The sequence below is a fragment of the Plebeiibacterium marinum genome, assembly GCF_026013615.1.
In the GTDB taxonomy this organism is placed as follows: Bacteria; Bacteroidota; Bacteroidia; order Bacteroidales; family Marinilabiliaceae; genus Saccharicrinis; species Saccharicrinis marinus_A.
In genome coordinates this window covers 1-3,110 of record NZ_JAPDPI010000096.1, presented here as the reverse complement: position 1 = coordinate 3,110, position 3,110 = coordinate 1, and the positions used below count along the sequence as shown (strand labels likewise).

Here is a 3,110-nt window from a genome sequence, read left to right as displayed (position 1 = left end):
AACCAAAAAAGGAGCAGAAGAGTATATTACTTCCTTATTGCGGGGGTTAAATATTGAACATGTTGAATTGGTATTTGAAACTGAAGCTCCTATAGAAGATCAAGTGAAAATGGCTGTGATGGAAGGTGTTGAAACGTATCCTGTTTGTCCGCAAGATATGGGCTTGGCATATTTACCTGAGTTTATAGGCGTTGTTAATTTGAAGGAGTAATAGGGGTAAGTCTTTTCTTGCAATATATGTTGAATGACAGTATTCATTTATTTTTTTACAATAAATAAGAGCTGCAAAAAATGGTAGCAGCTTTTTTACGTTACCATCTGTTTTTAAATTATGACAGTAGAATTTCTACTGAAGTTACCATTGAGGGCAAAACAGCCGTTGAGCAGATGTGACTGATACAACAGCTTGACGATGACAAAAAGCAAACCATTTTTAAACTGATTGATAAAATGCTTACCAATAAAAAAATTTAAAGACTTCTTTTATAAAAATATTGCTGCGTTATAAAAAAATCCCGACATCACTGCCAGGATTTAATATTTAGTTCTAACAACTTTTTAATTATCGAACGCGATACATCGCGCACTAGCGGGGGGAGTCTTTAGTGTTTTACATATCCGAGCGAGTGGGAGTTAAAAACAAATATTGATTATAAAAACAAAAGCCGCACTTTAAAATGCGGCTTTGTTGTTTTATATACAGGCCAGAGGCCTTATGTGTAGCGACGTAGCCAGAGGCATACGCCGAGCTTTCCATTATTTACTCGCTACGCTCAGTGAGGAGATTACAGACTGGTACAACGAACAACAGGCCGGACTTGGCAAAAGGTTTCAAAGAACAGCGGTTAAGCACATTAATTCACTTAATAAAGACCCGCAGATTTACGCCATACGATATAAAGAAATTCGTTGTGTGCTGATTAAGAAATTTCCTTACATGGTTCATTTTTATATCAATGACCAAAACATTACTGTTGAAGTCCTTGCCGTAATAAGTACTGATAGAAATCCCCGGATTTGGGCAGAGAAAACGAGTAATCCTTTATAACATTAGTACATTAAAAACTAATATATAAAACAAAACCTGGCAAAGACCAGGTTTTGTTGTTTTATCTCTTAATCACACGAAAAATCCGTGCGATTAAGAGGGTAATTAATACCTTTCATACTGTATAAATAATGGGCAATTTGATCTTTCCATAAATAAGCCTAATGATATTTTATCATTCCCATCTTCTAAAATTTGAATAAAATCACCATAATCATCATTTATTAAATAATCAAGAATAACTAATCTTCCAGAAAATACTCTTACATAATTTCCAAAACGAAAATTATCTCCTTGTCTAGGTAGATCTTCATATTCAAACTTATACACATCTTCTTCCATATTTAGAGTTGAGAAACTTGAAAAGTAAATAACATCAGGTATTTTGTAAAAATATTTTTCCCTCTCTAAACTTTTTTTATTGATTATACTCCATTTACCTGATAAATCCTCATGATTTTCATTTTCCTCTTTTAATAGACATACTTCATCATTGAACTGGCTTCCAGACAAATAAACACCTGTGATTTTATCATTTAAAACATCTGTTAAAAGAAACGAAATACTTTCATGTGATTGAATGTTTAAAAAACAATATGTACTCCCATTTAAATCTTTAGATATAATACTCCACTTCTTTAATTCATAAATAGAAGTATCTAAATTATCACTATCATATTCTACGATACACTTTCCTGTTTCCATAAATTGGATATGAATACTCATATCTTTCTTTGATAAGCCAGTACAATTCCAATGATAATTAGTACTTCCTAATATATTATCTAATTTTATTTTGGCAGTATAATTTGTTGGTTTTAATACTTTAAGTCTCAAAGTATCTTGTTCTGATGCAAGAACTAAATCTTGAAAACTCCTTGATATCTTATACTTATTCTCAATTATGCCTTTTTTATCTAAGTATAAAATATTATCATTTATTTTATAATTATACTTCACAGTTGAATCTGTCAAATAACTAAACTCCAAGGCTTTATCATTAATAAAATTTAATACAATGGGACACTCATTATCTAGGCAATGAGTATTAACCCATATGCTATTTTCTAACACTTCTTCATTGCTACAAGAAGTTAGAATAATAAATAGAAGTAAAATGCTTATTAGAAACTTCATTTTTTACGGAATTGGCGCATATAACTATTATAGTAAAATGTAAATAATTTTGAAGATAAAGCATAATAATACTTGTCTCTAGATTTTGCATCTGGAAATACCATCCCTGCAATAGCATACTTACCATTATGTGTAAATCCTATCTGAGGACCAGACGTAGGATCTCCTCCGATAAAGTTTACTGCATTTAATCTATTAACAGATTTAAATCTTAGATTTTTATTTCCATGAGAGTAAAAAACAAATCCATTTTGTCGCTCCACAAACTTACTTTTTATTCCGAAATCAGCCAGATCTACGCAGTATTCAGCTTGATTATAATCATAGGTACCTGTTGCTTTATTCCACTCAAAACCAAATTTTCGCATATCAATCCCCTCTGCAACGGCATCATTAATAGCCTTTCCTTTTGCTGCATCTCTATTCTCTGTTTTCATTCCACTCGATATAGCCATTAGCATCTTTTTTGAGTTTCCTGTAAAATCGTTGATTGTAACCTTTATATTATTTTCGTGATCTTCATAAGTTAAATCATTATCATCAAAAGTTAGACTCTCTGAATAACTGTCATTTTCATCCAAATAATCTTTAACTTCCTCCCACGTATATTCCTTTTCTTCATCTTCATCATCAGAATAGCCACTACCATTCCAAACAGGTTTCAATCCCATCCAATCAATAAAACAAACTGGGTTATTGGCGGCATAAACATGTGGTGATTGATATTGATACTTTTCGGCAAGAGGATCTTGTGTCGTAAATCTCCCCAAACTAGGGTCATAGAAACGTGCCCCGTAATCGTACCAATCCAAGCTTACCCCACCAAGATTGTCATCCTGGATTTCTTTTCCGTTGTAAAGATACTTGTTTTGTTGGTAATTGGTTGTAGCGGAGTTGTAGTTTTTTTGTTCCATAACCAAACCAA

4 protein-coding genes are annotated in these 3,110 nt (G+C 32.3%); 2 read left to right on the top strand and 2 right to left on the bottom strand.

The window, feature by feature from the left end; genetic code table 11:
- Together OM074_RS20930 and OM074_RS20925 are read left to right on the top strand one after the other, a co-directional pair.
- A partial coding sequence (locus tag OM074_RS20930; RefSeq protein ID WP_301202658.1) for a hypothetical protein occupies positions 1-211 on the top strand: 211 nt, incomplete at its 5' end.
- Positions 212-688: 477 nt separating this feature from the next.
- Positions 689-1,048, top strand: coding sequence for a type II toxin-antitoxin system RelE/ParE family toxin (locus OM074_RS20925; protein ID WP_301202656.1), 360 nt, complete (start codon positions 689-691; stop codon positions 1,046-1,048).
- 105 nt (positions 1,049-1,153) lie between these two features.
- On the opposite strand, the gene OM074_RS20920 is transcribed toward OM074_RS20925, so the two are convergent.
- Both OM074_RS20920 and OM074_RS20915 read right to left on the bottom strand, forming a co-directional pair.
- Positions 1,154-2,185, bottom strand: coding sequence for a hypothetical protein (locus OM074_RS20920; RefSeq protein ID WP_301202654.1), 1,032 nt, complete (start codon positions 2,183-2,185; stop codon positions 1,154-1,156).
- Positions 2,182-3,110, bottom strand: a 929-nt coding sequence (locus OM074_RS20915; protein WP_301202653.1) for an RHS repeat-associated core domain-containing protein, incomplete at its 5' end; no start/stop codon positions are given. The genes OM074_RS20915 and OM074_RS20920, both read right to left, overlap by 4 nt.